Annotated in this window: 21 protein-coding genes and 1 pseudogene; 20 read left to right on the top strand and 2 right to left on the bottom strand. The window is 71.2% G+C overall.

Going from position 1 to position 23617, the window contains the following annotated elements:
• Window positions 1-47 precede the first annotated feature (47 nt).
• The 5 genes from ACQEVZ_RS18280 (at window position 48) to dapB (ending at window position 6061) form a co-directional block, all read left to right on the top strand.
• Complete coding sequence (locus tag ACQEVZ_RS18280) at window positions 48-989, top strand: bifunctional riboflavin kinase/FAD synthetase (protein WP_433367938.1); 942 nt, start codon at window positions 48-50, stop codon at window positions 987-989.
• 92 nt (window positions 990-1081) lie between these two features.
• The gene (rpsO, locus tag ACQEVZ_RS18275) at window positions 1082-1351 is read left to right on the top strand and encodes a 30S ribosomal protein S15 (RefSeq protein ID WP_344507829.1); all 270 of its coding nucleotides are present in this window, start codon (window positions 1082-1084) and stop codon (window positions 1349-1351) included.
• 206 nt (window positions 1352-1557) lie between these two features.
• Window positions 1558-3996 (top strand): polyribonucleotide nucleotidyltransferase, encoded by a 2439-nt coding sequence (locus tag ACQEVZ_RS18270; protein ID WP_433367935.1) that lies wholly within the window; start codon window positions 1558-1560, stop codon window positions 3994-3996.
• 3 nt (window positions 3997-3999) lie between these two features.
• Window positions 4000-5313: a M16 family metallopeptidase gene (locus ACQEVZ_RS18265; RefSeq protein ID WP_433367932.1), complete on the top strand. Its 1314-nt coding sequence runs from the start codon at window positions 4000-4002 to the stop codon at window positions 5311-5313.
• 10 nt (window positions 5314-5323) lie between these two features.
• Complete coding sequence (gene dapB / locus ACQEVZ_RS18260) at window positions 5324-6061, top strand: 4-hydroxy-tetrahydrodipicolinate reductase (RefSeq protein ID WP_433367929.1); 738 nt, start codon at window positions 5324-5326, stop codon at window positions 6059-6061.
• Window positions 6062-6144: 83 nt separating this feature from the next.
• On the opposite strand, the gene ACQEVZ_RS18255 is transcribed toward dapB, so the two are convergent.
• Complete coding sequence (locus ACQEVZ_RS18255) at window positions 6145-6753, bottom strand: N-acetyltransferase family protein (protein ID WP_433367926.1); 609 nt, start codon at window positions 6751-6753, stop codon at window positions 6145-6147.
• A gap of 186 nt (window positions 6754-6939) precedes the next feature.
• Here ACQEVZ_RS18255 and ACQEVZ_RS18250 point away from each other — a divergent pair, with 186 nt between their 5' ends.
• From ACQEVZ_RS18250 to ACQEVZ_RS18220, 7 genes are all read left to right on the top strand, one after another.
• Window positions 6940-8277 carry a glycosyltransferase 87 family protein gene (locus tag ACQEVZ_RS18250; protein WP_360559682.1) on the top strand — a complete coding sequence of 446 codons (1338 nt, stop codon included), beginning with the start codon at window positions 6940-6942 and terminating at the stop codon, window positions 8275-8277.
• Between the two features lie 68 nt (window positions 8278-8345).
• Window positions 8346-9560, top strand: a complete 1215-nt coding sequence (locus ACQEVZ_RS18245; protein ID WP_360559683.1) for a winged helix-turn-helix domain-containing protein — start codon at window positions 8346-8348, stop codon at window positions 9558-9560.
• A gap of 90 nt (window positions 9561-9650) precedes the next feature.
• Complete coding sequence (locus ACQEVZ_RS18240; protein WP_425552350.1) at window positions 9651-10238, top strand: DUF2752 domain-containing protein; 588 nt, start codon at window positions 9651-9653, stop codon at window positions 10236-10238.
• A gap of 12 nt (window positions 10239-10250) precedes the next feature.
• Entirely contained in the window at window positions 10251-10988 is a 738-nt protein-coding gene (thyX, locus tag ACQEVZ_RS18235) for an FAD-dependent thymidylate synthase (protein ID WP_344507818.1), read from the top strand.
• A gap of 36 nt (window positions 10989-11024) precedes the next feature.
• The gene (gene dapA, locus ACQEVZ_RS18230; protein ID WP_344507815.1) at window positions 11025-11978 is read left to right on the top strand and encodes a 4-hydroxy-tetrahydrodipicolinate synthase; all 954 of its coding nucleotides are present in this window, start codon (window positions 11025-11027) and stop codon (window positions 11976-11978) included.
• On the top strand, window positions 11975-13663 hold the full coding sequence (locus ACQEVZ_RS18225; RefSeq protein WP_344507813.1) for a ribonuclease J: 1689 nt from the start codon (window positions 11975-11977) through the stop codon (window positions 13661-13663). Before dapA ends, ACQEVZ_RS18225 begins: the two co-directional genes overlap by 4 nt.
• Before the next feature lie 4 nt (window positions 13664-13667).
• Window positions 13668-14069, top strand: coding sequence for a DUF2784 domain-containing protein (locus ACQEVZ_RS18220; protein WP_344507811.1), 402 nt, complete (start codon window positions 13668-13670; stop codon window positions 14067-14069).
• A 19-nt stretch (window positions 14070-14088) separates the two neighbouring features.
• Here ACQEVZ_RS18220 and ACQEVZ_RS18215 read toward each other — a convergent pair whose 3' ends face one another.
• A complete protein-coding gene (locus ACQEVZ_RS18215) occupies window positions 14089-14322 on the bottom strand; it encodes a hypothetical protein (protein WP_433367917.1) in 234 nt (77 codons plus the stop codon).
• Between the two features lie 13 nt (window positions 14323-14335).
• Between ACQEVZ_RS18215 and ACQEVZ_RS18210 the strand changes: the two genes are divergently transcribed.
• The 8 genes and pseudogenes from ACQEVZ_RS18210 (at window position 14336) to ACQEVZ_RS18175 (ending at window position 23378) form a co-directional block, all read left to right on the top strand.
• The gene (locus tag ACQEVZ_RS18210; protein WP_433367914.1) at window positions 14336-16723 is read left to right on the top strand and encodes a DNA translocase FtsK 4TM domain-containing protein; all 2388 of its coding nucleotides are present in this window, start codon (window positions 14336-14338) and stop codon (window positions 16721-16723) included.
• A gap of 1317 nt (window positions 16724-18040) precedes the next feature.
• Window positions 18041-18970 (top strand): AEC family transporter, encoded by a 930-nt coding sequence (locus ACQEVZ_RS18205; protein WP_433367911.1) that lies wholly within the window; start codon window positions 18041-18043, stop codon window positions 18968-18970.
• An 8-nt stretch (window positions 18971-18978) separates the two neighbouring features.
• Window positions 18979-19590 (top strand): helix-turn-helix transcriptional regulator, encoded by a 612-nt coding sequence (locus ACQEVZ_RS18200; RefSeq protein ID WP_433367908.1) that lies wholly within the window; start codon window positions 18979-18981, stop codon window positions 19588-19590.
• Window positions 19591-19615: 25 nt separating this feature from the next.
• Window positions 19616-20059: a DUF3291 domain-containing protein gene (locus tag ACQEVZ_RS18195; protein ID WP_433367905.1), complete on the top strand. Its 444-nt coding sequence runs from the start codon at window positions 19616-19618 to the stop codon at window positions 20057-20059.
• A gap of 28 nt (window positions 20060-20087) precedes the next feature.
• The gene (gene rimO, locus ACQEVZ_RS18190; protein ID WP_344507801.1) at window positions 20088-21518 is read left to right on the top strand and encodes a 30S ribosomal protein S12 methylthiotransferase RimO; all 1431 of its coding nucleotides are present in this window, start codon (window positions 20088-20090) and stop codon (window positions 21516-21518) included.
• Window positions 21515-22069, top strand: a pseudogene (gene pgsA, locus ACQEVZ_RS18185) (CDP-diacylglycerol--glycerol-3-phosphate 3-phosphatidyltransferase); the annotation flags it as partial. The gene rimO and the pseudogene pgsA, both read left to right, overlap by 4 nt.
• Before the next feature lie 246 nt (window positions 22070-22315).
• On the top strand, window positions 22316-22801 hold the full coding sequence (locus tag ACQEVZ_RS18180) for a CinA family protein (RefSeq protein ID WP_433367902.1): 486 nt from the start codon (window positions 22316-22318) through the stop codon (window positions 22799-22801).
• 100 nt (window positions 22802-22901) lie between these two features.
• Window positions 22902-23378 (top strand): helix-turn-helix domain-containing protein, encoded by a 477-nt coding sequence (locus tag ACQEVZ_RS18175; RefSeq protein WP_344507797.1) that lies wholly within the window; start codon window positions 22902-22904, stop codon window positions 23376-23378.
• The last annotated feature ends 239 nt before the right edge of the window (window positions 23379-23617 follow it).

Here is a 23617-nt window from a genome sequence, read left to right as displayed (position 1 = left end):
CCACCCGTACACCTGCCGGAAACGCCACAAGAGTTAGGCTCGCAACCATGCAGCGGTGGCGGGGAACGCAGGCAGCGCCGGGTGGATGGGGGCGCGCGGTCACCACGATCGGCGTCTTCGACGGCGTGCACCGGGGGCACCAGCAGGTGATCGGGCACGTCGTGAAGCGGGCCGGCGAGCTGGGCGTGCAGTCGGTCGTGCTGACCTTCGACCCTCACCCGTCGGAGGTGGTCCGGCCCGGGTCGCACCCGGCGGTGCTGAGCGAGCCGTCCCGCAAGGCGGAGCTGATCGAGGCGCTCGGCGTCGACGTGCTGTGCGTCATCCCGTTCACTGTCGAGTATTCGCACCTGTCGCCGGAGGCGTTCGTCCACGACGCGCTGGTCGAGCACCTGCACACCGCGCTGGTCGTGGTGGGGGAGAACTTCCGGTTCGGCCACAAGGCCGCCGGTGACCTGCAGCTGCTGCACCGGCTCGGGCGCACGTTCGGCTTCGGGGTGGAGGGCGCGCCGCTGGTGGCCGACGAGGGCACCGTGTTCTCCTCGACCTACATCCGGGCCTGCGTCGACGCGGGTGACGTGGTCGCCGCCGCCCGCGCGCTGGGCCGCCCGCACCGCGTCGAGGGCGTCGTCGTGCGGGGCGACCAGCGCGGCCGTGAGCTGGGCTTCCCCACGGCCAACCTGCTGACCGCGCCGAACACCGCGGTCCCCGCCGACGGCATCTACGCCGCCTGGGTGACCCGCGACCGGGACGGCGAGCCGCACCGCGCGGCGGTCTCCATCGGCACCAACCCGACGTTCTCCGGCAAGGAGCGGCGGGTCGAGTCCTTCCTGCTCGACTTCGCCGGCGACCTCTACGGCGAGCGGATCGCCGTCGACTTCGTCGAACGCCTCCGTGAGCAGCGGGTGTACACCGGCGTCGAGCCGCTGGTCGAGCAGATCCACGACGACGTCGCACAGGCCAGACGAGTGCTGGACCGTCCCGTCTGTTAGCCTTGTGTCGACGCCGGGTGACCGGCGGGGGTCAGGCTGCCTGCACGACGCCGCGGGGCTGGCCCGTTCAGATCCAACCTTTAAGGGAGAACATGGCGCTCGACTCTGCGCAGAAGACCGAGATCATGGGCAAGTACGCGACCGGCGAAGGGGACACCGGCTCGCCGGAGGTCCAGGTCGCGATGCTGACCAAGCGGATCGCGGACCTCACCGAACACCTCAAGAAGCACAAGCACGACCACCACAGTCGGCGCGGCCTGCTGCTGCTGGTCGGCCGTCGCCGCCGCCTGCTCAACTACCTGCAGCGCAGCGACATCGCCCGCTACCGCTCGTTGATCGAGCGGCTCGGCCTGCGGCGATAACGACTCGCACGGTGGGGAGCGGCGTCCATGCGTCGCTCCCTTCGTGTAGTGACACACTGGTATGGAGCAGTCGCCCCGCCGAGCGTGTCGGCGCACCGGTCCTCGGTAGTGGCTTCCGGGCAGATCAGCCCCGTGAGCTTCGATCGAAGACCGGCCGCAGACAGCTCCGCCTGGGCGCACCACAACCCGAAGGAGCACCACAACACATGACCGAGCAGAGCAATCTCGGTACGCACTCCAGCACCGCGGTCATCGACAACGGCGCGTTCGGCACCCGGGAGATCACGTTCTCCACGGGCCGCCTCGCCCGTCAGGCCGCCGGTTCCGCGCTCGCCCAGCTGGGTGAGACGGTCGTGCTGTCGGCGACGACGGCCGGCAAGTCGCCGAAGGACCAGTTCGACTTCTTCCCGCTGACGGTCGACGTCGAGGAGCGGATGTACGCCGCGGGCCGGATCCCCGGCTCGTTCTTCCGCCGCGAGGGCCGTCCCAGCGAGGACGCGATCCTCACCTGCCGCCTGATCGACCGGCCGCTGCGCCCCAGCTTCGTCAAGGGCCTGCGCAACGAGGTCCAGGTGGTCGAGACGATCCTCGCCCTCGACCCGGCCCACCCCTACGACGTCGTGGCGATCAACGCCGCCTCGATGTCCACCAAGCTGTCCGGTCTGCCGTTCTCCGGCCCGATCGGCGCCACCCGCATGGCCCACGTCGACGGCCAGTGGATCGCGTTCCCGACGCTCGAGGAGCTCGGCCGCGCCACGTTCGACATGGTCGTCGCCGGCCGCACCCTGCCCGACGGCGACGTCGCGATCATGATGGTCGAGGCCGAGGCGACGGAGCACACCGTGGCCCTCGTCGCCGGCGGCGCGCCCGCGCCGACCGAGGAGGTCGTGGCCGGTGGCCTCGAGGCCGCCAAGCCCGCCATCCGCGAGCTGTGCCGGGCCCAGTCCGAGCTGGCGGCCGTCGCCGCGAAGCCGGTCCAGGAGTTCCCGACCTTCCTCGACTACCAGCCCGACGCCTACGAGGCCGTCGCCGGCGCGGTCAAGGACGAGGTCTCCGAGGCGCTGCGCATCTCCTCCAAGGCGGAGCGCGAGGAGGCCCTCGACCGGATCAAGGAGGCCGCCTTCCAGCGCCTCGCCGAGGGCTTCGAGGGTCGCGAGAAGGAGATCGGCGCCGCGCTGCGGTCGCTGACCAAGAACGAGGTCCGCGCCCGTGTCCTGCGCGAGCAGGTCCGCATCGACGGCCGCGGCCCGCGCGACATCCGTCCGCTGACCGCCGAGGTCCAGGTGCTCCCGCGGGTGCACGGCTCGGCCCTCTTCGAGCGCGGCGAGACCCAGATCCTGGGCGTCACCACGCTCAACATGCTGCGCATGGAGCAGACGCTGGACACCCTGGCGCCGGAGAAGTCCAAGCGCTACATGCACAACTACAACTTCCCGCCGTACTCGACCGGTGAGACCGGCCGGGTGGGCTCGCCGAAGCGGCGCGAGATCGGCCACGGCGCGCTCGCCGAGCGGGCCCTGATCCCGGTGCTGCCGGCCCGCGAGGAGTTCCCCTACGCGATCCGCCAGGTCTCCGAGGCGCTCGGCTCCAACGGCTCCACCTCGATGGGCTCCGTCTGCGCCTCGACGATGGCGCTGCTGTCCGCCGGTGTGCCGCTGAAGGCGCCGGTCGCGGGCATCGCGATGGGCCTCATCTCCGACGAGGTCGACGGCAAGACCGAGTACGTGACGCTCACCGACATCCTCGGTGCCGAGGACGCGTTCGGCGACATGGACTTCAAGGTCGCCGGCACCCGTGACTTCGTGACGGCCCTGCAGCTGGACACGAAGCTCGACGGCATCCCGTCGGACGTCCTCGCGGGCGCCCTGCAGCAGGCCCACGACGCGCGGCACGTCATCCTCGACGTGATGGCCGAGGCGATCGAGTCGCCGGCCGGCATGAGCCAGTACGCGCCCCGCGTGACCACGGTCAAGATCCCCGTCGACAAGATCGGCATGGTGATCGGGCCCAAGGGTCAGACCATCAACGCGATCCAGGACGAGACCGGCGCCGAGATCAGCATCGAGGACGACGGCACGATCTACGTCGGCGCGACCAACGGCCCGTCGGCCGAGGCCGCGGTCGAGCGGATCAACGCCATCGCCAACCCGACGATGCCGAAGGTCGGCGACAAGTTCCTCGGCACCGTGGTGAAGACGGCCGCGTTCGGCGCGTTCATCTCGCTGCTGCCGGGGCGCGACGGCCTGCTGCACATCTCGAAGGTGGGCAACGGCAAGCGCGTCGACCGGGTCGAGGACTTCCTCAACGTCGGCGACAAGGTCGAGGTGCAGATCGCGGACATCGACAACCGCGGCAAGATCTATCTGGACAAGGTGCTGTCCGAGGCGGAGGCCGCCGCGGCGGCCGAGGCCGCGGCCGCGGGTGGCGGTGCCCCCGCGGGCGGCGACCGGCCGGCCGGTCGGGACCGTGGTGACCGTGGCCCCCGCTCGCGTGAGCGCGGCGACCGTGGTGACCGCGGCGGCGACCGCGGCCCCCGTCAGTCGTCGGCGCCTTCCTCGTCGGAGGGCGGCTCGGACGAGGGCGGCCCCGCCGAGGGCGGCGAGGACGGTGGCGAGTTCCGTCGTCGGCGGAACCGGCACAGCTGAGACATGGTGAGTCGACCGCTGACCCAGACGTTGGCAGATGACCCGCTGGGTGGCACGGTGCGCCGCACCGTGCTGCCCAACGGGCTGCGCATCCTGACCGAGGCAATTCCGTCGATGCGAAGCGTGTCGTTCGGCGTCTGGGTCGGCATCGGCTCACGGGACGAGACCCCGGCACTGTCCGGGGTGTCCCACTTCCTGGAGCACCTGCTCTTCAAGGGCACCAAGCGGCGCAGCGCGCTGGAGATCTCCTCGCAGATCGAGGCGGTCGGCGGGGAGACCAACGCGTTCACCGCCAAGGAGTACACGTGCTACTACGCGCGCGTGCTCGACGCCGACCTGCCGCTCGCCATCGACGTGGTGTGTGACCTGGTCATCGACTCGGTGCTGACCGACGCGGACGTCGAGACCGAGCGTGGCGTGATCCTCGAGGAGATCGCCATGCACGACGACGAGCCCGGCGACGAGGTGCACGACGTCTTCACCGAGGCGATCTTCGGCAACCACCCGCTGGGCCGGCAGATCTCCGGCACCGTGTCGAGCATCTCGGCGCTGACCCGCAAGCAGATCGACGGCTTCTACCGCCGGCGGTACCAGCCGTCGCAGATGGTCGTGGCCGCCGCCGGCAACCTCGACCACGCGAAGGTCGTCAAGGCGGTCCGGGCGGCGTTCTCGGGCCTGTCGGACGCCATGGACCCGGCACCGCGGCGCTCCCGCACCACGAGGGTGCCGTCCCGGTCCGGGCAGATCGTGGTCCGCGCCAAGGACACCGAGCAGGCGCACGTGGTGCTCGGCTGCGTGGGGTACCCGCGCCAGCACGACAACCGCTTCGCCCTCGGCGCGCTCAACAACGTGCTCGGCGGCGGCATGTCGAGCCGGCTGTTCCAGCAGATCCGCGAGCAGCGCGGGCTGGCCTACTCGGTCTACTCCTTCACGTCGCAGTACAGCGACGCCGGGCTCTTCGGGGTCTACGCCGGCTGCGCGCCCGGCAAGGTCGAGGAGGTCCTCGCCATCACCCGGGACGAGCTGACCAGGGTCGCGGAGGAGGGCGTCACCGACGCGGAGGTCGAGCGCGGCAAGGGCATGCTCAAGGGCGCCGTCGTGCTGGGCCTGGAGGACACCGGGTCCCGGATGAGCCGTCTCGGCAAGGGTGAGCTGCTGTATGACGAGCTGCTCTCCGTCGACGAGGTGTTGCGCCGGGTCGACCTCGTCACGCCGGAGATGGTCCGTCAGGTGGCCGGTGAGCTGCTGTCGCGCCCGATGTCCCTCGCGGTGATCGGGGAGTTCGACGACAACGCCTTCGCGGGAGCTTTGGGATAAATTATCCCGCGTGACTTCGCAGATCAGGGTCGGCGTGCTGGGCGCGCGCGGCCGTATGGGCACTGAGGCCTGCCAGGCCGTCTCCGCCGCTTCGGATCTCTCGCTCGTGGCGTCGCTGGACGTCGGTGACGCCTTGGCGCCCGATTTCGACGTGCTCGTCGACTTCACCACGCCGGACGCGGTGATGGACACATTGCGGTGGTGCGTCTCGCATGGCGTGCACGCGGTGGTGGGCACCTCCGGCTTCACCACCGAGCGGCTGGACGAGGTGCGGTCCCTGCTGGCGTCCGCGCCGGGCGTCGGCATCGTCGTCGCGCCGAACTTCGCCGTCGGCGCCGTGCTGATGATGGAGTTCTCGGCGCGCGCCGCCCGCTACTTCGAGTCGGTCGAGGTGGTCGAGATGCACCACCCGCAGAAGATCGACGCGCCCAGCGGCACGGCGCTGCGCACCGCCCAGCTCATCGCTTCGGCGCGGGCCTCCGCGGGGCTCGGACCGGTGCCCGACGCCACCACCGAGGAGATGGCGGGGGCCCGCGGCACCGACGTCGAAGGCGTCCCGGTGCACTCGCTGCGGGCCCGCGGGCTCGTCGCGCACCAGGAGGTGCTCTTCGGCGCCGCGGGGGAGACGCTCACCATCCGGCACGACTCGTTCGACCGGAAGTCCTTCATGCCGGGGGTACTGCTCGCCGTCCGCGCCGTCGTCACCCGGCCGGGACTGACGGTCGGGCTCGGTCCGCTGCTCGACTAGCGTCACGTTGCGTAACCGATTCGCGTTTCGTCTGATGATTCCAGATACTGGGATCCGGAAGCCCCAATTCGGGCGCAACAGGGTCACATCGAGGTAACGACGGGGTCTTCCTGGGCCTCGAGTGACGTGTGCCAACGGACCTGCGGGACGAGCAGATCATCAACATCGAGTGACCGGCTGACCCCGTCCGGGGCCCAGCCGGAACTCTCCAGAAATCGACGCGTAACACGGTCTTCAGCGAATGTCCAGGCAAGCGCTGTCGTGAATCCGTCAGTACGCCACAAATCCACACTAGCCGCCAGCAATCGGCTGCCGTGGCCGCGCCGTCCCCACCTCGGTTCAACCAGGACATCGGTGATCGCGGCGGCCTTCGTCAGGACGGTGTGATCTTCCTCCGGAGCCAGTGCGGTGTCGTCTGCCGGACCTGACGCGGCAAAACCCACGACGTATGCTGAGGTCGGTCCGGCGCTGGGCGACTCCTGTTGCTCCACCGCGACCAGGACCCGGTGCTCGGGGGTCGGCGGCTCCGTGATTGCGTCCCGCCACCTGCGGGTAATCCAGTCCTCGTCCAGTTGGTCGAGGATGTGTTGGGGCAGGAGTCGCCGATAGGCGACCCGCCAGGTCGTGAGTTGGATTCGCGTGATCTCGACGACGTCGTCGAGTCGCGCCGGTCGGACGAACCCGAGCGTCATGACGCAGCAGCCTACGGATGTGTGTTCCGCGCCACGGAGTGGCTACGGAATTTGTGTGAAGAGCCACGTGGCTGGGTAGCGGCGGCTCGTCACAGTTGGACCCGAGCAACCGTTGAGTCAGGCAGCAGGTAGCCAGCAACGAGCGAGTGGAGGGCAGCACAAGTGGCGGAGCGAGGACGAGTCGCCGTGTTGACGGCCGTCCGGCCCAAGCTTCGGCCCCGGGTCAAGCAGGTGCTCATCGTGGTGGCCGTGTGGGCCGTCGTGTGGGCCTTCTTGTACGTGGCCGCGGCGAGAAACGGGTATTTCGACCTCAAGGTCTACTACGGCGCCATGGACTACTGGGTGAACAAGGGTGGCGACATCTACGACTACCTGGTGCCCGGCACGCCGTACGGTTTCACCTACCCACCGTTCGCCGCCGCGCTGATGTCGCCGATGGCGCTGATCGGGTGGCACACCGCGATCGCGATCAGCGTAACGATGAACGTCGTCGCCCTCGGCTGCATCATCACCTGGCTCATCGGCCCGGTCATCAAGCGTCAGGGCTGGCAGTTCTGGTTCTCCCTCGCCATCGCGATGGGCATCGTCGCCGCCTTCGAGCCGGTGCGCGAGACCGTCAACTTCGGCCAGGTCAACATCCTGCTGCTCTTCATGGTCGTCGGTGACCTGCTGCTGCTGGTCCGCGGGGGCTCGCGCCTCGGCGGCATCGGCGTCGGCCTGGCCACCGCGATCAAGCTCACGCCGGGTGTGTTCATCCTGTACCTCGTGGTGACCCGCCGCTGGCGCGCCGCCGCGGTCTCCACGGCCACCGCGGCCGCCGCGACCTGGGCCGCGGCGACCTTCGCGCCGGACGCCTCGCGGGTCTTCTGGACCGACGCGATGTGGAACACCGACCGCGTCGGCTCCGCGACGTTCGTGTCCAACCAGGCGCTCAGCGGCCTCGTCGCCCGCCTGTTCAACCCGGACCCGATGAAGCCGCTGTGGGCGCTGCTCGTGCTCGGTGCGCTCGCCGTCTGGGCGTGGCGGGTCCGCAAGGCGGTCAAGGCCGGCGACGAGCTCGCCGGGCTGGCGCTGACCGGTCTCGTCGGCTGCATGATCAGCCCGATCAGCTGGATCCACCACCTCGTGTGGGTCCTGCCCTCGATGGCGGTCCTGCTCGACCACGCGACCGACCGCAGCACCGAAGCCCGCCGCCGGCGCCACATCATGATCTTCGGGATCTTCTCGTACCTGCTGCTGTGCAGCCGCACGCCGTGGGCCTTCCACATGAAGTTCGACGGCCTCGGCCTCATCGGCGGCAACGCGTACATCCTGCTCATGATCGCCCTGCTGATCACCCTGCCGATCCGGGAGCCCGCCTCGGAGAGCTCCGGCCCGGCGCGCCGGGCCAACCCGGCCACCTCCACCGGCCCGGTCGTCGAGGACGTGCCCGACCCGGACCTCGTCGAGATCGACCGGCGGGTGAGCGCCGCCTTCGACGCGAAGGACGCCGGGGAGCCGTCCCGGCCGCTCGTCGGCGCATAGATCGTTCGTTCCAAGGGGCGGCCTTCGGGCCGCCCCTTTTTGTCATACCCCCGGGTTAGCCTCGCGGGGTGCTGACACTTACGCAGGCGCGGAGGATCGCTCTCGCCGCCCAGGGCTTCGCCGACAGGGTCCCCACCGGCGTCCCCGAGCGGCGCCACCTGAAGCGGGTCCTCGGCCGCACAGGTCTGCTGCAGATCGACTCGGTGAATGTCGTCCAGCGCGCGCACTACCTGCCCGCCTACAGCCGCCTGGGCCCCTACCCGACCGAGCTGCTCGACAGGATGGCCTACCGGCGCCCCCGCGAGCTGTTCGAATACTGGGCCCACGAGGCGTCGCTCGTCCCGGTCCACCTGCACCCGGCGCTGCGCTGGCGCATGCAGTCCGGCGCCGCGTGGGGACGGATGGTCCGCCTGGCCCGCGAGCAGCCCGACCTGATCCGCCGGGTCCTCGAAGAGATCCGTGCGAAGGGCCCCATGACCGCCAACGAGGTCGAGGGTGACCTGGCCAAGCCCCGCAGCAAGGACCACTGGGGGTGGAACTGGTCGGACACCAAGACCGCGATCGAGTGGCTCTTCTACACCGGCGAGGTCAGCGTCGCCAGCCGCAACTCGTCCTTCGCCCGCGTCTATGACGTCCCCGAGCGCATCTTCCCCGCCGCGGTCCTCGCCGCCCCCACCCCCGACCCGGCCGACGCCTACCGCGACCTGGTCCGCGTCGCGGCCCGCTCCCTCGGCATCGCCGCGGAGGCCGAGCTGCGCGACTACTTCCGCCTGCCCCTGGCCGGCGCCCGCACCGCGATCGCCGAGCTGGTCGAGTCCGGCGAGCTCATCCCCACCGAGGTGGAGGGCTGGCAGCCCCGCGCCTACCTGCACCACGAGGCCCCCACTCCCCGCCGCATCGGCGCCGCCACCCTCGTCAGCCCCTTCGACCCGCTGATGTGGGAGCGGGCCCGCGTGGCGCGGCTGTTCGGCTTCACCTACCGCATCGAGATCTACGTGCCGCCGCTCCAGCGCCTCTACGGCTACTACGTCCTGCCGTTCCTCCTGGGTGACCGCCTGGTGGCCCGCGTCGACCTCAAGGCCGACCGGCGCTCCTCGACCCTGCTGGTGCCGGCCGTGTGGGTGGAGCCCCTGACCGGGCGCGGCGCCCCTTCGCGCCCCGAGGTGGCCTCGGCGCTGTGGGCGGAGCTGCGGCGGTTCGCGGGGTGGTTGGGGCTGGAGCGGGTGGACTTACCGGTCGCGGGTGACTTCGCCGTGGACCTGGCCAAGGCGATGACCGCCTGACCGCCCGGCCTGACGACTGCGCTGCCGCCGCATGATCGTGGGCGTGCTCGGCGGCGGGGATGGTGGCTGGGACGGTGTAGCGTGAAGAGCGTGACGTCACCCCTTCAGGCCGTGCCCGCCAGTGACGGGATGGCCGCGCACCTTCTGCCCGGTGGGTCCGCCGCGGACGTGGTCCAGCCTGGCGCGGGTGGTCACGAGGTGCCGCCGTATGGCTACCAGTATGCCTACGTGACACCGCCGAAGGGGCGGCTCGCGAGGCTGGCGGAGCGGACGCCGAGGTGGGTGTCGCCGCTCGGCCTGACCGCGCTGGTGTCCGGCGGGGTGGCTTATACGCTGCTCATGCGGCCGACGCAGGCGGGTGCGACCGACGCGCCGACGTGCGTGATGAAGCTGTTCACCGGGTTCGACTGCCCGGGGTGCGGCGGCACGCGCGCGGCCTGGTATCTGCTGCACGGTGACATCCCGGCCGCGGCGCACCACCACGCGATGCTGGTGTTCGCCGCGCCGTTCCTCGCGTACATGTACGCGAGCTGGACCATCAACCGGCTGGCGAACCGTAAGGTGCTGCCGATGATGCAGCTGTCCAGCGGCACGCTGATCGGATTCCTCGTGGCGTGGCTCATATTCTCAGTGGTCAGGAACCTGCCGTGGGCGCCATTCGACTGGCTGTTCGTTTAGTAGGCTCCTGAAATGCTCGAAGCCAAAGCCATCGCCTGGACCCATTTCGAACCGCCCGCGGACGTGCCGTGGGACACGGACGCGGATGGCGGTCAGGCGCTGGCGGAGTTCGCGGGCCGGGCGTGCTACCAGTCGTGGAAGAAGCCCAACCCGGCGACCGCGACCAATGAGGGCTACCTGCGGCACATTCTCGAGGTCGGGCACCTGTCGGTGCTGGAGCACGGCACCGTCACGTTCTACCTGACCGGGGTGTCCCGGTCGTTCACGCACGAGCTGGTCCGGCACCGGCACTTCTCCTTCTCGCAGCTGTCGCAGCGGTATGTGCCGGGTCGCGAGGCCCAGATGGTCGAGCCGGACGTGATCGCCGAGGACCCGGCGCTGCACAAGGTGTTCGTCGAGGCCTCCGAGGCGGCGCTGCGCGCGTACAACGAGCTGCTGGAGGGCCTGGAGGCCAGGTTCAGCGAGGTCGAGAACGGCACCAGCCGGCGCAAGCAGGCCCGGCAGGCGGCGCGGTCGGTGCTGCCCAACGCGGCCGAGACGAAGATCGTCGTGACCGGCAACTACCGGGCGTGGCGGCACTTCGTGACGATGCGGGCGACGGAGGCGGCGGACGTCGAGATCCGTGAGGTGGCGATCGCGTGCCTCAAGGAGCTGCAGCGCGTGGCGCCGAACGTATTCGCGGATTTCACCATCAGTACGCTGGCTGACGGCACCGAGGTCGCCGCCGCTCAGTACAGCTGGGAATCTTGAGCTGAGCGACCGGAAGGCGTCCGCTAGGTTGTGCGTATGACACGCACCGGTTCCGACCCCGGCCGGCCGTTCGGCCGGCTGCTCAGCGCGATGGTCACGCCATTCCGCGCTGACGGTTCGCTCGACGTCGACGGTGCGGCGCGGCTGGCCGCTCACCTGGTCGACAACCAGGACCATGACGGCCTGGTGGTCAACGGGACCACCGGCGAGTCGGCGACGACCAGCGACGCCGAGAAGGACCAGGTGCTGCGGGCCGTCATCGAGGCCGTCGGCGATCGGGCCACGGTGATCGCCGGCGTCGGCACCAACGACACGCACCACACGATCGAGCTGGCCCGCGCCGCGGAGAAGGCGGGCGCCGACGGCCTGCTCGTCGTCACCCCGTACTACAACAAACCCCCGCAGGCGGGCATCCTCCAGCACTTCCGGTCGATCGGCGACGCCTCCGGGCTGCCGGTGATGGTGTATGACATCCCCGGCCGGACCGGTGTGGCGATCGAGACCGACACCATGTGCCGGATCGCCGAGCACGACCGGGTCGTCGCGGTGAAGGACGCCAAGGGCGACCTCGGCGAGAGCGCCTGGGTGATCAAGCGCACCGATCTGGCGTATTACTCGGGTGAAGACAAGCTGACCCTGCCGCTGCTGTCGGTCGGCGCCGTGGGCGTGGTCGGCGTGCCGACGCACGTGTTCGGGCCGGAGACGAAGCGGATGATCCTGGCGCACGAGGAGGGCGACGTCGCCCGCGCCCGTGCGCTCCACCTGCAGTTGCTCCCCGCGTTCTGCGGGTTCTTCCGCACGCAGGGAGTCATCCTCACCAAGGCCGCCCTGACGCTGCTGGGCCTGCCCGCCGGGCCGGTGCGCCCGCCGCTGGTGCCGGCGAACGCGGCGGAGCTCGGCCGGCTGCGGGAGGATTGCGCTGAGGCGGGCCGCACGATTGGCACCGCAGACCAGATGGCACATCACAACGACCTCGGAGTGGCCCTATGACGGTGGCACACATCGAGCTCGAACCACCGCCGCCCCTCACTCCAGGAGCCCTGCGGGTCACGCCGCTGGGCGGGCTGGGCGCCATCGGGCGCAACATGACGGTGTTCGAACTCGACGGCAAGCTGCTCATCATCGACTGCGGGGTGCTCTTCCCCGACGTGGAGCAGCCCGGTGTCGACCTGATCCTGCCCGACTTCTCGTCGATCCTCGACCGGCTCGACCAGGTGCAGGCGATCGTGCTCACCCACGGCCACGAGGACCACATCGGTGCCGTGCCGTATCTGCTCGCCCACAAGCCCGACATCCCGCTCGTCGGGTCGAAGTTCACCCTCGCGCTGGTCGAGGCGAAGCTCGCCGAGCGCCGCATCGAGCCGTACACGCTGACGGTCAAGGAAGGCCAGGTCGAGCGGCTCGGGCCGTTCGAGTGCGAGTTCTTCGCGGTCAACCACTCCATCCCGGACGCGCTCGCGGTGGCCGTGACGACGACGGCCGGCACCGTGCTGCACACCGGTGACTTCAAGATGGACCAGCTGCCGCTCGACGGCCGGATCACCGACCTGGCCGGGTTCGCCCGGATCGGCGCCAAGGGCGTCGACCTGCTGCTGTCCGACTCGACCAACGCGGAGATCCCCGGGTTCGTCACCCCGGAGCGGGAGATCGGCCCGGTCCTGGAGCGAACCTTCGGCCGGGCCAAGGGACGGATCATCGTCGCGTCGTTCGCGTCGCACGTGCACCGGGTCCAGCAGGTGTTCGACGCCGCGCACCTGCACGGCCGCAAGGTCGCGCTGATCGGCCGGTCCATGGTGCGCAACATGGGCATCGCCCGCGACCTGGGGCTGCTGCGGATCCCCGCGGGGCTGCTGGTGCCGATCGACGAGGCGATGGGGCTGCCCGAGGACCGGGTCGTGCTGATGTCGACCGGCTCGCAGGGTGAGCCGATGAGCGCCCTCGGCCGGATGGCCAACGGGGACCACCGGCACGTGCAGATCGGCGAGGGCGACACGATCGTGCTCGCGTCGTCGCTGGTGCCGGGCAACGAGACCGCGGTGTACCGCGTGATCAACCAGCTGTCCCGGGCCGGCGCGCTCGTCGTGCACAAGGACGTCGCCAAGGTCCACGTGTCCGGGCACGCACCCGCCGGTGAGCTGCTCTACCTGCTCAACGTGGTGCAGCCGCGCAACTTCATGCCGGTCCACGGCGAGTGGCGGCACCTGCGGGCGCACGCCCAGCTCGCCCGCGACGCCGGCGTCCCCGACGACCGGGTCGTGCTCTGCGAGGACGGCGACGTCGTCGACCTCGTCGACGGCAAGGCCTCCCTCGTCGGTCACATCCGGTCGCGGTACGTGTACGTCGACGGCCTCGCCATCGGCGACGTCGGCGAGTCGCTGCTCACCGAGCGCCGCATCCTCGGCGACGGCGGGTTCATCGCGGCGACCGTGGTCATCGACTCGGTGACCGGCAAGGTCGTCGCCGGCCCGACCGTGTCGGCGAAGGGCTTCTCCGACGACCCGGCGGTGTTCGCCGCGGTGCTGCCGCTGGTCACCGATGCGCTCAACAAGGCCGCGACCGAGGGCATCACCGATCCGCACCAGCTGCAGCAGATCGTGCGGCGCACCGTCGGACGCTGGGTCAACGAGGCGTACCGGCGCCGGCCGATGATCGTCCCGACGGTGGTGGAGGTCTAGCGAGATGTACGAGGTGCTGGCGTCCACCGTGCTCGTCGTGCACTTCGGCTATCTCGCGTACGTGGTGCTGGGCGGGTTCCTCGCCTGGCGCTGGCCCAGGGCGTTGTGGCCGCATCTCGCGGCCGCCGCCTGGGGCCTCGCCGTGGTGAGCATCCCGCTCACCTGCCCGTTGACGCTGGTCGAGCACTGGGCCCGCCGCAAGGCCGGCGAGACCGGCGTCGGGCGCGGCTTCATCGACCAGTACATCGAAGGCGTCCTCTATCCGGAGCGCTACACCCATCTGTTGCAGGTGTTGGTGGGTGTACTGGTGGCGGTGTCCTACGTCGGGATCTACGTGCGCTACAGAAAGCGCCGGAACACGACCCGCCGCTCCGAAGAAATGTCGGAGCCTACCGCTACGGTGTGACCATGGCGGGCCGCACCTCTCAGGCCGGCCGCGGTGGCACCCCCAGCGCCCGCGGCGGGTCGAGCACGCCGTCCAAACGGACGACTCCGGCGAAGCGGACGGCTGCGGCCTCGACTGGCCGCTCGACCTCGGCTTCGACCTCCCGGGCCGCCGCCAAGCGGGCTCCGGCGGCGCGCCGCACGGTGACGCCACGGGCGCGCCGGCGCGGCGGCGCCGTGGTCGCCACGCCGCTCGGACTGCTCGGGCGGGGCATGATCGCGGTCTGGATGGGTGTCGCACACGGCGTCGGCTGGGCCGCGCGGGCCGTGGGCCGCCAGGCGGCCAGCGCGCGCGGGCTCGACCCCGAGCACCGCCGCGACGGCGCCGGCCTGGGCCTCATCGGCCTCGCCGTGCTGCTCACCGCCGCGCTGTGGTTCCAGTCCGCCGGGCCCGTCGGGCACTGGCTCGCCGGCATCTGCCACACGTTCATCGGCGGCGCCGCGGCGATCCTGCCGGTGCTGCTGGTCGTCGGCGGCATCCGGGTCATGCGCTCCGACCCCGAGGAGGACCACCGCGGCCGCGGCCTCGTCGGCTGGAGCGCGCTCTTCCTCGGCGGCACCGGCCTCATGCACCTCGCGGCCGGCAGCCCCGAGGCCCCCCAGCTCATGGACAAGGCCGGCGGGCTGCTCGGCCGCGCCGCCGGCGGCCTGCTGGAGAAGGCCGTGACCTCCTGGGTCGCGGTCCCGCTGCTGCTCCTGCTCGCCGGGTTCGGCCTGCTGGTCGTCACCGCCACCCCGATCAGCCGCATCCCGCAGCGCTGGCGGCAGCTGCGCGACCTCGCGCTCGGCCGCGTCGAGGACCCGACCCTCGACGTCGACGAGGAGTTCGAGGAGCTCTACGAGGAGCCGGAGCCGCGCCCGGCGCGCCGCGCACCGGCCCGCCGCCGGCAGGCCGCGCTGCCGCACCCGCTCGACGACGAGGAGGGCCCGCTCGGCTACGACGCCTCGGCGCCCGACCTGGGCCCCGACCGAGGCCCCGGCGGGGGCTTCGGCGACGACGCGATCGTGCACGATACCGTCGTGCTGCCACGGCCCGCGGCCGCCTCGCGCAAGAAGGCCAAGGAGAAAGAGAAGGAGAAGGACCCGCCGGAGCACTCGCCGCTGCCGACCCGCGCCGAGCAGCTCGCGCTCACCGACACCGACTACAAGCTGCCGCCGCCGGACCTGCTCGGCACCGGCGACGCCCCGCGCGGCCGCACCCGGGCCAACGACGAGGTGACCGCGGCGCTGCAGAGCGTGTTCGAGCAGTTCGGCGTCGACGCGCTCGTCACCGGCTTCACCCGCGGCCCGACGGTCACGCGCTATGAGGTCGAGGTCGGCCACGGCGTCAAGGTCGAGCGGATCACCGCCCTGTCGCGCAACATCGCCTATGCGGTGAAGTCGCCCGACGTGCGCATCCAGAGCCCGATCCCCGGCAAGAGCGCCGTCGGCGTCGAGATCCCCAACCCCGACCGCGAGAATGTCGCGCTCGGCGACGTGCTGCGTTCGCGCGTCGCGGCCGGCGACCATCACCCGCTGATCGTGGCCCTCGGCAAGGACATCGAGGGTGGCTATGTGTTGGCCAACCTGGCGAAGATGCCGCACATCCTGATCGCCGGCGCGACCGGCGCGGGCAAGTCGAGCTGCCTCAACTCGCTGCTCGTGTCGCTGCTGACCCGGGCGACGCCCGACGAGGTGCGGCTGCTGCTGGTCGACCCGAAGCGGGTCGAGCTGACCAGCTATGAAGGCATCCCGCACCTGGTCACGCCGATCGTCACCAACCCGAAGCGGGCCGCCGACGCGCTCGACTGGGTCGTGCGCGAGATGGACATGCGCTATGACGACCTGGCCGCCGCCGGCGTCCGCCACATCGACGACTACAACCGCAAGGTCCGCGCCGGGCAGATCACGGCGCCGCCGGGCAGCGAGCGGGTGATCCGCCCTTACCCGTATCTGCTGGTCGTCGTCGACGAGCTCGCCGACCTCATGATGGTCGCGCCGCGCGACGTCGAGGACTCGGTGGTGCGCATCACGCAGCTGGCCCGCGCGGCCGGCATCCACCTGGTCCTCGCCACGCAGCGCCCCAGCGTCGACGTCGTCACCGGTCTCATCAAGGCGAATGTGCCGTCGCGGCTGGCGTTCGCGACGTCGTCGCTCGCCGACTCCCGCGTCATCCTCGACCAGCCGGGCGCCGAGAAGCTCATCGGCCGCGGCGACGGACTCTTCCTGCCGATGGGCGCCTCGAAGCCCATCCGCATCCAGGGCGCCTGGGTCAGCGAGACCGAGATCAACGACATCGTCAAGTTCTGCAAGGAGCAGCGCGAGCCCGAGTTCCGCGACGGCGTCACCACCAAGCCCGAGGACACCAAGAAGAAGGTCGACGAGGAGATCGGCGACGACCTCGACCTCCTGCTCCAGGCCATCGAGCTCGTCGTCACCAGCCAGTTCGGCTCCACCTCCATGCTGCAGCGCAAGCTGCGCGTCGGCTTCGCCAAGGCCGGCCGCCTCATGGACCTGATGGAGACCCGCGGCATCGTCGGCCCCTCCGAGGGCTCCAAGGCCCGCGACGTCCTCATCAAGCCTGATGAGCTTCCTGAGGTCCTCACCGCGCTGAAGGACTCAGAAGACGACGCCTGACCCCGCTTGCCGCGCAGAGGCTGCCACTCCCGCGGCGGTACCCTGCGAGCTGCGCGCCGGCCTCGTCAAGCCCGGCCGTCCACGTGGGCTTTGACGGAGACCCGCGGCGTTGTCGACCTTTTCCGGGGGCTCCAAGGCCCGCGATGTCCTCATCAAGCCTGATGAGCTTCCTGAGGTCCTCGCCGCTCTTCAGGAGTCAGAAGACGGCGCCTGACCCCGCTGCTACGCAAGCGGCTGCTGCTTCTGCGGCGGGGGCACGTGAGCTGCGTGTCGGCTTCGTCAAGGCCGGCCGGCCATGTGGGCTTGGTGAAGACCCGCGGCGTGGCCTTCCGGGGGCTCCGAGGTCCGCGACGTTCTCCCTGAGGTCCTCACCGATTGAAGGACTCCGAAGACGGCGCCTGACCCCGGTGCCGCGCAAGCGGCTGCCACCTCCGCCGCTGGGTCCTGCAAGCTCGGCGCCGGCCTCGTCAAGGCTGGCCGCTTTCGTGGGCTTCATGGAGATGTGCGGTGTCGCCGGCTCTTCCGAGGGCTGTCCGAGGGCCGTGACGTTCTTCTCAAGCCCTGACGAGCTTCCGAGGGGCGCACCGTTCAAGGCCGCCGAAGTCGACACCTGACCCCGCTGTCGCGCAAGCGGCTGCTGCTCTCGTGGCTGGGGACGCGCGAGGTGCGCGGCGGCCCCTCCCAGGCCGGCCAGCTGCCTCATGGAGTTCCTGGAGACCCGTGGCGTCGTCGGCTCTTGGAGGGTTGCAAGGCCTGCGACGTTCTTGTCAGGGCCTGATGAGTTCCTGAGGTCTCGCCGCTCTCCAGGACTCCGACGACGGCGCGTGACTCAGTTGCGCGTTGGCTCCACCAAGGCAGGACGCCTTATGGACCTCATGGCCGCGAGTCACGGTGCGCGGGGACGGGAGGTGTGGGGCGAGGCGTGATCGCGCGGTTCCTGCGGGAGGAGCTCGGTGGCTGCCGTGTTGCTCTTGCTGCGTCCGGGTGGCGCCAGTTGGTCGGGGGGCGGCGGTGCGGTGGGTGTCCCCAGGCTGTCGCCGGTTGGAGGCCGCTGATCTTCGTGGGCGTGGGCGTGATCGAAGGATGGGGGTGGTCGCCATCGTGGCCAGGTCTGTCCTTCGATCAACGGGCGGGCGGAGGCGGCGGTCAGGGGTCGTGGGTCGTGGGTCGTGTGCTCAAGGTGACGCTGCGGGCGGGGTGGTGTTGGGGGGTGAGGGGACGATGCGACAGTCCGAGGGAGGACCGGCGCGCGGGACGGGTGGGTGACATGGGTGAGCGGGTGAGGGTGGTCGTGCTGGGGGAGGGCGCCGTGGTGAGGTGGGGGTGTTAGCGGCGTTCGTGCCGATCTGGGCGCTTACCGCTGTCGGTTACGTCGCCGGGCGGACCGGGGTGCTGGGGCTCGGGGCGGTGGACGTGCTCGGGCGGTTCGTGTTCTACGTGGCGATGCCCGCGGCGCTGCTCGACACGTTGAGTCGGCGGCCGATCGCCGGGTTCGCGGGGGAGGGGGTCGCCGCGTTCGTGGGTGCCACGGTGGTGGTGGGCGCGGTCGGGTTCGGGGTGGCGCGGTGGGTGTTCCGGCGGTCGTTGGGGGAGCAGACCATCGCGGGCATGGCGGCCGGGTACGTCAACGCGGGGAACCTCGGCATACCGGTGGCGGTGCAGGTGCTCGGGGACGCGTCGTTCATCGCGGTGGTGCTGCTCATCCAGACGACCATCCTCACGCCGGTGATCCTGGGGACGCTGGACCTGGCTCGGATCGAAACAGCAGATGGGCGGGCGTGGCGGCGGCTGGTGACGGTGCCGCTGCGGAGTCCGGTGATGCTGGCCTGCGTCGCCGGGGTGGCGCTCGGGGCCGCGGGGCTGAAGCTGCCGCCGCTGCTGGCCGGGGTCGCGGCGCTGCTCGGCGACGCCGCGGTGCCGTCCGCCCTCGTGGCGCTGGGGTTGTCGCTGGTACGCGCGAACGACCCCGACCAGGCACCCGCCCGCCCGGTCGAGGTGGCGTTGTCGGTGGTGCTCAAGTCGTGCGTCCAGCCGCTCGTGTGCTTCCTGCTCGCCAGGTACGTCCTCGGGCTGCACGGCGCAGGGCTGTTCGCGGCGGTGCTGTGTGCCGCGCTGCCGACCGCGCAGAACACGTTCGTGTTCGCCCGTGCGTACGGCGTGGACGGGCGCTTCCCGCGGGACGCCGTCGTCGCGTCCACGGCGGTGTCGATGGTGACGCTGACGGTGGTGGCTGTCCTGCTGGGATGATTGGTCGGGTGGATGCCGATGCGATCGCAGCGCTGGCCGAGCCGCAGCGCCGGGCCGTGTACGAGTACGTCGCCCGCAGCGGGGAGGCGGTCAGCCGGAACGCGGTCTCGGACGGGCTGGGCATCGGGCGGACCCTGGCCGCGCACCATCTGGACCGGCTGGCCGAGGCGGGACTGGTCGAGGTGTCGTTCGCGCGGGTCAACGGGCGCAGCGGGCCCGGCGCGGGGCGGCCGTCGAAGCTGTACCGGCGAGCCGCGGCCGAACATGAGCTGAGCCTGCCGCCGCGGGACTACCGGACCCTGGCCACGGTGTTCGCCGACGCCGTCGAGGAGGCCGGGGTGGAGCCGGTCCTGTACGAGGCGGCCCGGCGGCAGGGCGAGCGCCTGAAGCGGGATGCGACCGGCGACGAGGAGCTGCTGCGGGGGCTGGGGTACGAGCCGTACGAGGACGGTGCGGTGTGGCGGCTGCGGAACTGCCCGTTCGACGGGGTGGCGAGGACGCACGCGGCGCTGGTCTGCGGGGCGAACCTGGCGCTGCTGGAAGGGGCGCTCGGGGAGCGGGTCCAGATCGACCCCCGGCCGGACGGGTGCTGTGTGACCGTTAGGCGGTACCAAAAATAACCACGGTTAGTTTTAGAATGACGCCATGACCTTCCACCTCGCGCAGCTGAACGTCGGCCGGACCGTCGGGCCGAAGGAAGACCCCCGCATGGCCGGCTTCTACGGGGACCTCGACCGGATCAACGCCATCGCCGACGGCTGGCCGGGGTTCGTCTGGCGGCTCGTCGACGACGGCGGGGCCGACGCGACCTCGCTGCGCCCGTTCGGCGGCGACCTGCTCGTCAACCTGTCCGTGTGGGAGAGCCTCGAGACGCTGCGGGACTTCACGTTCCGCAGCGGTCACCTCGACGTGCTGCGACGGCGGCGCGAGTGGTTCGTGCCACTCGGGGACGTGTACGCCGTCAACTGGTGGATCCCGGCGGGGCGCATCCCGACGGTCGAGGAGGCGGGAGAGCGGCTGGACCTGCTGCGACGCAAGGGCCCGTCATCCGATGCGTTCACGTTCCGCGACCCCTTCCCCGCAGCCTGAGCCCCGATCGGCCCGGTACCCTCGGAGCATGCCCGCCAATGCTGACCGTCGCGTCGCCCTGCTCACCCTCGGCTGCGCTCGTAACGAGGTGGACTCCGAGGAGCTGGCCGCCCGCCTCGCGGCCGGCGGCTGGGCGGTCACCACCGACGGCACCGACGCGGACGTGGTCGTCGTCAACACCTGCGGGTTCGTCGCCAAGGCCAAGCAGGACTCGATCGACACGCTGCTCGCCGCCGCCGACACGGGCGCCAAGGTCGTCGCGACCGGGTGCCTCGCCGAGCGGTATGGCGAACAGCTGGCCGGTGAGCTGCCCGAGGCGCACGCGGTGCTCGGCTTCGACCACTACCCGGACATGGCGGCGCGCCTCGACGCGATCATGGCCGGCGAGACCATCGCCTCGCACGCGCCGCGCGACCGGCGCACGCTGCTGCCGCTGACCCCGGTGGCGCGCCGCGAGGCGGTCGAGGTGGTCGTGCCGGGCCACCTGCCAGCGCACCTGCGCGGCGTGATGCGGCAGCGGCTCGAGAAGGGGCCGGTCGCGCCCCTCAAGCTGGCCAGCGGCTGTGACCGGCGCTGCTCGTTCTGCGCGATCCCGTCGTTCCGCGGCGCGTTCGTGTCCCGGACCCCGGACGAGGTGCTCGCCGAGGCGGAGTGGCTGGCGTCCACCGGCGTCCGCGAGCTGGTGCTCGTCAGCGAGAACTCCACCTCGTATGGCAAGGACCTCGGCGACCCGCGCCTGCTGGAGCGCCTGCTGCCGCAGCTGGCGGCGGTCAGCGGCATCGTGCGGGTGCGGGTGTCGTACCTGCAGCCGGCCGAGACCCGGCCGGGGCTGGTCGAGGCGATCGCGACCACGCCGGGCGTCGCGCCGTACTTCGACCTGTCGTTCCAGCACTCCAGCGAGCCGGTCCTGCGGCGGATGCGGCGCTTCGGGTCGACCGAGCGGTTCCTGGAGCTGCTCGAGTCGGTGCGCAAGCTCGACCCGGAGGCCGGCGCCCGCAGCAACGTGATCGTCGGCTTCCCGGGCGAGACCCGCGAGGACGTCGACGAGCTGGCCCGCTTCCTCACCGAGGCCCGCCTCGACGCGGTCGGCGTGTTCGACTACAGCGACGAGGACGGCACCGAGGCCGCCGACCTGCCCGACAAGGTGTCCGAGAGCGACATCAAGAAGCGGTACGACTGGATGAGCGCCCTCGCCGAGGAACTCTGCGCGCAGCGTGCCTCCGACCGGATCGGATCCCAGGTCGACGTCCTCGTCGACTATCTCCTCGACGACTCGGTCGAGGGGCGCGCCGGTCACCAGGCGCCCGAGGTCGACGGCTCCACGACCCTCGTCGCCGGCGACGGGCTCGACCCGTTCTCGCTGCGCCCCGGTGACCTCGTCCGGGCCAGGGTCGTCGACAGCGTCGGCGTCGACCTGGTCGCCGTCCCGATCGAGATGATCAGTCCGGCGGCCTCATGACCGTTCTCAAGCCCGTCCCGTTGCTCAACGCGGCCAACGTCCTGACCGTCGTGCGGATGGTGCTCGTCCCGGTCTTCGTCTTCTTCGTCGTGGCGGGCGGGCTGACCGACACCGGCTGGCAGCTCGCGGCGGGCATCACGTTCGTCGTCGCGTCGGCGACCGACTATGTCGACGGGTGGATCGCCCGCACGTACAACCTGGTCACCTCCTTCGGGAAGGTCGTCGACCCGATCGCCGACAAGGCGCTGACCGGCGCGGCGTTGGTGCTGCTGTCGCTGTACGACCGGCTGCCCTGGTGGGTGACCGTGCTCATCCTCGTGCGCGAGTGGGGGGTCACCGCCCTGCGCCTGTGGGTGATCAGGCACGGCGTCATCCCCGCGAGCCGGGGCGGCAAGGCGAAGACGGCCCTGCAGATCCTGGCGATCGGCTGGTACCTCACGCCGCTGCCGGACGGGCTCGCCGCCGTGGGACCGTGGCTGATGGCGGGCGCCCTCATCGTGACGGTCGTCACTGGATTGGATTACGTCGTGCGGGCGTACCGGGTGCGCCGCGACTCCCTGCGCCGCCGCCGCGCGAGCGCCGCGAGTGGCGGGCCGGACACGTTCGGCGAGGCCGACCGGCTGGCCGCCCAGGACCAGATGCTGAGCACGCCGATCGCCGCGCCGGCGGTCGCGCCCGTGGCGGACGAGCCGGTCGCATGAGCGGACCGTTCGCCCTGGACCCACACGGCCTCGCCCTCGGGGTACGCGGGCTCGCCTTCGGTGCGCGCGGCGCCGGGACGTGGCGGAGGTGACGGCGTGAGTGCGGCTGAGGTGCTGGCGACGCTGCAGGGGCGGGGCGAGACGCTCGCGGTCGCCGAGTCGCTGACCGGAGGGTTGCTGGCCGCCGAGTTCGTCGCCGTGCCCGGGGCGAGCGTGGTGTTCCGCGGCGGGATGGTCGCGTATGCGACGGATTTGAAGGCGGCGTTGCTGGATGTACCGCCGCCGCTGCTGAACTCGCATGGACCGGTGGATCCGTCCGTCGCGGCCGCCATGGCCGCCGGGGCGCGGGAGCGTTGCGACGCCGACTGGGCGGCCGCCACGACCGGCGTCGCGGGCCCGGATCCGCAGGGTGGCCAGCCTGTCGGCAGGGTGTACGTCGCCGTCGCCGGACCCCTGCCCGAGCACGCCGCCGTCCGGGAGCTCACCCTGCCGGGTGACCGCTCCGAGGTCCGCGCTGGCGCCGTCGAAGCGGCCGTCACGCTCCTCGCCGAGGTGCTGGCGACCACCATCACCTCGCGATAACGGCGGGGTAGGGTGTCGATCGGCGCCGCACCAGGTACCGTGGCGGGTACCAGTTTTCGCGGGGAACCCATTCGCGGACTGCCTCAGAGGGGGTGCCAAGGTGCTGCTTCGTCGAGTGATCGGTGACGCGCTGCGTGCGCGGCGGCAGGCCCAGCACCGGACCCTGCGCGAGGTGTCGACCGCCGCCAACGTCAGTCTCGGCTATTTGTCCGAGATCGAGCGCGGGCAGAAGGAGGCGTCCAGCGAGCTGCTGGCCGCCATCTGTGAGGCGCTCGGTGCCGCGCTGTCCGAGGTGCTGCGCGACGTGAGCGACACGCTCGCCACCGCGGAGGACCTGCCACGCGTGCTCGTCCCGGTCGGTGCGCCCGAGTCCACGCAGGACGCCGCGCCCGCATCCGACCCAGCCGCCGCGGGAGCAGGCCCGTCCGCGCCGGAAGCCCGGCTGTCCGGCCGCAGCGGCCCGAAGACCAAGGTCACCACCGACGCGAAGCTGTCGGTAGCGGTGCGCCACGACGGCCCGCTCCGCACGACACTGCGCGCGACCCGCAACCCGCGCGAAGTCGTCTACGCCGCCTGACGCCTTCGCCCGCCACCGGTCGTCACCGCGACCATCTGCCCCTCCATGCTGCCCATAGCCAGAGGGCCACTGGCCCGTCGGCCGTGCTGTAGGCCGCCGTTCGGGTCCTTGCCGTGCCTCCGTCGAGCCGCCGCCCGTGTCTCCGCTGTGCCGCCGCCGCTCGCCCATCGCCGTCGGGCCGCCGGCCGTGCGTTTCGGCCGTTGCTCGGGTGGCCCGTCCGGCTGCCCGCGGAGAGTGA

The organism is Dactylosporangium sp. CA-152071, from assembly GCF_050936335.1.
GTDB lineage: Bacteria > Actinomycetota > Actinomycetes > Mycobacteriales > Micromonosporaceae > Dactylosporangium > Dactylosporangium maewongense.
This window is presented reverse-complemented; position numbering and strand designations above follow the sequence as displayed.